This is a genomic window from Roseofilum reptotaenium CS-1145 (genome assembly GCF_028330985.1).
GTDB lineage: Bacteria > Cyanobacteriota > Cyanobacteriia > Cyanobacteriales > Desertifilaceae > Roseofilum > Roseofilum reptotaenium.
This window is the reverse complement of the sequence record NZ_JAQMUE010000066.1, coordinates 1-5,037: the sequence shown is the minus strand read 5'-3', so window position 1 is coordinate 5,037 and position 5,037 is coordinate 1. Positions and strand designations below refer to the sequence as shown.

The window sequence follows — 5,037 nt, the reverse complement described above, 5'->3', positions numbered from 1 at the left end:
TGGCGATAGAGTCCGTCGAGAATTTCGCACAGGGAGAGTGCTACCTGAAAAAATTCTTCTAAATTCAAGGGATGCTCGGCCATATATTCTGAAAGCGCGATCCCTCCAAAGTCTTCCATGACTAATGCTAAACCCTTCCCATAATGTTCGAGGGCTAGGGGTTTGACAATTCCAGGCAAGTCGAGATTTGCGGCAATGGTGTATTGATTGCGAAAATTGACCAATTCGCTGAAGGTCGGATACTCGCAGTTGAGCAATTTGATAATCACCGCCTTATTATCAGCCAAGTGTAGTCCTCGATAAACCAGTGTTCTGGAACTAGAGTGCAGCAGTTCGAGGACTTCATAGCCCTGGAGGGGAGTTCTTAGACTAGTCATAGCAGTTTTTTAAAACGACTTAATTTTAGAGATTTTTCTTTAGTTTATTATACCAATGTGAATGATTTGTGAATGAGGCAACCTTAGCTCTATCTTTGAGGTTAAGTCTTATTCATAATTCTTCGCATTAGAATTGCCAAAAGGAAGAGAAATCATGAATTCCGTACCTTTACTGATTTGGGAATAGCAATCGATTGTTCCCTCGTGTTTTTCCTCAATAATTTGATGAGCGATCGTGATGCCTAAACCCATGCCTTTGCGCGAGAAAGACTAAAGAGTTGGTTAGGAGAGTTAGGTTATGTTTAAGGCAATAGGCACGAATCGCAATAGAACATGTCCTAACTCTCCTTTTCTCTGCTATCTAACAATCTACACGCATTTCTGGGGCAAAATAATTTCAAAGGCTGTTCTTTCTTCCGATTGCGATTGCACGGCGATCGTACCCCCGTGTTTTTGAATAATGAAGTAACAGATAAACAAGCCTAATCCTGTGCCTCTACCGACGGGCTTAGTTGTAAAAAATGGGTCAAAAATCCGGTCTTGAATCGTTTCTGGGAGAGGACTTCCATTATTCGATATCGTAATTCGTATCCGATGGTTTTCAAGCGCTTCAGTGCAAATTTGGACTTCAGGTGTTGTCTTGTGTTGAAGATTTTCTTGAATCGCATCTAACGCATTATTAATAATATTGAAAAAGACTTGGTTCAGTTCGCTCGGATAACAGGTGATTTTGGGCAGTTTTCCGTACTTTTCAATGACTTGTATTGCCGGTTGGTGTTCATTTTTTTGAAATCGATGTTGCAGAATCAACAGCGCACTTTTAATTCCACTATGGATATCAACGGTTTTAATATTAGACTCATCTAAACGAGAAAAGTCTCGCAAGCTGAGAACAACTTGATGAATGCGATCGCTGCCTACTTCGATGGATTCTAAGGTTTTGGTGACATCCTCAAGCAAAAAATCCAGGTCTATTTCTTCATATTTTGCTTGAATGTCTGCACTTCTTTGAGGATATTCTCGCTGATACAGTTCGAGCAAATCGATTAGGTTTTCAATATAAGTTTGGGTATGATTAATATTGCCACGAATAAAGCCAATCGGATTATTGATTTCATGAGCAATCCCAGCAACCAATTGACTGAGCGAGGACATTTTTTCGCTATGAATCAGTTGTGCTTGAGTGCGTTGCAACTGTTCTAAGGTGGTCTCTAAAGTTTGAGCTTTTTGGTTGAGGGCTTCAGTTTTGCGCTCGACCTCTGCTTTGAGGGTGTGGGAATAGTGTTGGGTTTGTTGATACAGACGGGCATTTTCTAGAGAGATCGCTGCTTGGCTGGCAAGCAGGTTGAGCATCTCAATCCGATCGCGGGTAAAAGCACCCAGGGTGATGTTATTTTCCAGGTACAAAATACCGATGAGTTTTCCTTGACGACTCATCGGCATACATAACACGGATTTGGGTTGGTGGGTAATCAGATAGCGATCGCCGGCAAATTGGTCTACGGTACTTAAGTTGTCAAACACCGCTGTCTCCTGAGTTCGCGCAACCGAATACACTAAACTCTGGGGAAGATTCGAGTATCGATCGAGCCGAATGTCGAGCCGTTCGGCCCTGTCTCGATTGGCTTTGGCGATCGCCACCCATTGGTTGTCTTGATATAACACTAAATGACCGCTTTGCGCTCCAGCATTAGCGATCGCGGTCTGCATTAACGTTGCTAAGAGTTTCTCTAATTCAATTTCTTCAGAGATGGCTTGGGCAGCTTCGATCGCGGCGGGAAAATCTAACCAAATATTGGGGCTGTGGCTACTGCTGGTTAAGCTGGTTGTCTGACTTGCAGAGAGGCTTAATTCGGACAGGTGTTGAGGATGAGTGGGTTGCCCAATCACCGCGAGCAGTTGCGGATAACGTTGTTCGAGATCCGCAATTTTCGCCTTTGCCCCCCAACGCGCATAGCTATAGTAAGCGTCTTGCATATAGCTGCTGGCGACTTTTTCTTTGCCCCAGTCAAGGTAGAATTTGGCAGCCAGTTCGTTAGCGATCGCTTCTTCATGGATGTATTGGTTTTCTTTCGCCCCAGAAATCGCGCGATCGTATCGTTCGATCGCTTCCCCTCGATGACCCTGAATCCGTGCTGTTTCCGCAGCCACTAAATCCAGCTTATGCTGAAAATTCTGCGGAGCGTGAGTGGCCCAAATGTCTAGACGTTTTTGGTGAGTTTCCACCTCCTCCAACATTTGAGCTTGCTGTTCCGGGGCAGCACTGGGATAGAGCGCTAACAAAGCTAATGCCCGATAAAAGGGAATCTGAGTGACGGGTAACATTCCCACCCCAGCTTGTTCGTACTCAATGGCAGACTGGGAATGAACCAAGGTACCTTCATAATCGTCGAACAAATAATGCAACATTGTTTTAGAGGTGTAAAAAAAGAACAATGCCGTGAACGAATTCATCTGTTCGATCTTAGGTATTGCCTCATCTTCATTAAACCGTTGCCCCACCAGTTGTTTGGGATCGGCCGCCAGACCCATTAAATTTTCCACGAACTGTCCCCAGATTGCGGCAGCAAAGTACTGGAATTCTTGCTGGAGACTCTGGGTCAGCTCAATGTAGTAGCTTTGTTTTTGATGAATAAGGCTTAGGGATTCGCCCATGACGCAAAGGTTATCGCAATAGTTAATCGCGGAATAACAGGCAAACTCAATGTCACCGGTCTCTAAGCCCGTTAATACGTTATCGGCAAGACATTCGGCGCGATCGCGGGCTAACTCTTTCCAGTTGCGAATAAAGGCGTGAAACAGTTGATTCACCTTGCAAGTCAGCTCGGCATCTTCATGGCGATCGAGGGTATGCAGCGCCAGTTGCCCAAAGCGGTACCCCAATGCAATGTCCTTCATCGTGGCACAGAGCAACATCCCGTAGAGTGCATAGGCAAAGGCTCCTCTTGCTGAGTTTCCATGGGTTGCAGACAGATTCAGCATCGTCACAACGACCGATTGCAGGAGCTGGGGATTGCCAATAAAGGCTGGGGCCCATAATTGGCTCAGAATGCTCAAAGCAGAAACAATCTGGGGATTGGTAATTGTCGGCAAGGTGTAGAGGAGATCGATATCAATATCTGGTAAGGGAGCCTCTGTCAGGGACACATCGAGCAATCTCAAAATTTCTAACCCCACATCCAGTGCTGCTTGATACTGGCCTTGCACCACCAAAACTGAAATGCGGATTTCGTAGGCTTTGACGCGATCGAGAAGATCTCTAGCGTTGTTGATGACGATCTGAATCTGTTGCTCTGCCTTTTCAAAGTTCCCATTGAGATAGCTAACTTCTGCTAGTAAATTATGTAATGGCAGCATGAATGTATAGTGAGCTTGCCATACTTCCAAAAGAGTTGCCTCGGTACGTCCGATCAGAGTGATAGCTGTGTTTAAGTAGCTTGCTGCCGCATTGTAGGCAGCAGAGGATTTGGCCTTCTGTGCTGCCCCTAAATTCAGTTGTGCGAACTCAAGGATCTCGCTCGGTTTCTCAAGTAGGGCCATACCGATATTTAACTGGTTGACGATGTTGAAGAGGTTTTCTTCTCGTTCCTCTTGAGAGGTTTGCTGCAACAACAATCGCCCGATGCTGAGGTGCCTCATCTGCTTGCGATCGTCAGCAATGAGGGAATAGGCAGCTTGCTGGACGCGATCGTGTAGAAATTTGTAGCCAACCGACACATCTTGTGCCCGTACTTTTTCTTCACCTTTACTCCCCTGGAAAAACTTATAGGTCTGGTTTAATGGCAACACCAATCCCTCTTGCAGTGCCCTCCACAAGGAAACTGCCACTTCTATCTGGGGCTGTTCCCTGACAATGGCCAAAGTCTCTAAATCAAACGGGTTGCCGATACAAGCGGCTAACTTCAATACCTCTTGAGTTTCTTGAGGGAGTTTGTGCAACCGAGTGGCCATAAACTCTACGACATCATCGGTCAGTGCTAATTGACTCACCTTAGTTAAGTCGCATTCCCAATAACCTTTATCCCGGTTAAAAGCAATCAACCCATCCTCGTGTAATCCCTTGAGAAACTGGGTGGCAAAAAAGGGATTTCCCTGGGTTTTTTGATAGACTAATCGATTTAAAGGCCAAGCCAAATCCTGGCTACAACTTAGAGTATCTGCGACCAAGCCATTGAGATCGGTTTCGCTTAAAGGCGCGAGAGTAATTGTATTAATAATTGCTCCCGATTTGACCATTTCTGCTAGAGTCAGCATCAACGGGTGGGCGGGATATACTTCGTTATCTCGATAGGCTCCTAGCAAAAGCAGATAGCTGGTATCGCTCTCGCCCATGAGTAGTGGCATCAAGTTCAGAGAGGCCGAATCTGCCCATTGAAGGTCATCGAGGAAAATAACTAAGGGATGCTCAGGAGTGGTAAAAACTTGAATAAATTTCTGAAATAATAAATTAAACCGATTTTGGGCTGCATTGCCAGAGAGTTTCGGCACTGAGGACTGTTTGCCAATCAGTCGCTCTAACTCAGGAATCACGTCAATAATTACTTGCCCATTTTCGCCTAAGGCGGCCAGAATTTTGCTCTGCCACTGGGCTAACTGAGTATCCGATTCTGCTAAGAGCTGTTGCATTAAATCCCGAAATGCGATCACTAAGGCGCTAAAG

The 5,037-nt window shown here is 45.4% G+C and carries 3 protein-coding genes; all 3 read right to left on the bottom strand.

Annotated elements, in window-relative coordinates:
- The coding region (locus PN466_RS10670) for a hypothetical protein (RefSeq protein WP_271939518.1) at positions 1-377 on the bottom strand (377 nt) is incomplete at its 3' end.
- Between the two features lie 108 nt (positions 378-485).
- Positions 486-629, bottom strand: coding sequence for an ATP-binding protein (locus tag PN466_RS26300; protein WP_390889988.1), 144 nt, complete (start codon positions 627-629; stop codon positions 486-488).
- A gap of 117 nt (positions 630-746) precedes the next feature.
- Positions 747-5,037, bottom strand: a 4,291-nt coding sequence (locus tag PN466_RS10665; protein ID WP_271939515.1) for a trifunctional serine/threonine-protein kinase/ATP-binding protein/sensor histidine kinase, incomplete at its 5' end; no start/stop codon positions are given.

Excerpts from the sequence above, each read along its gene's own strand:
- PN466_RS26300 (WP_390889988.1), bottom strand. The coding sequence starts at position 629 with ATGGGTTTAGGCATCACGATCGCTCATCAAATTATTGAGGAAAAACAC.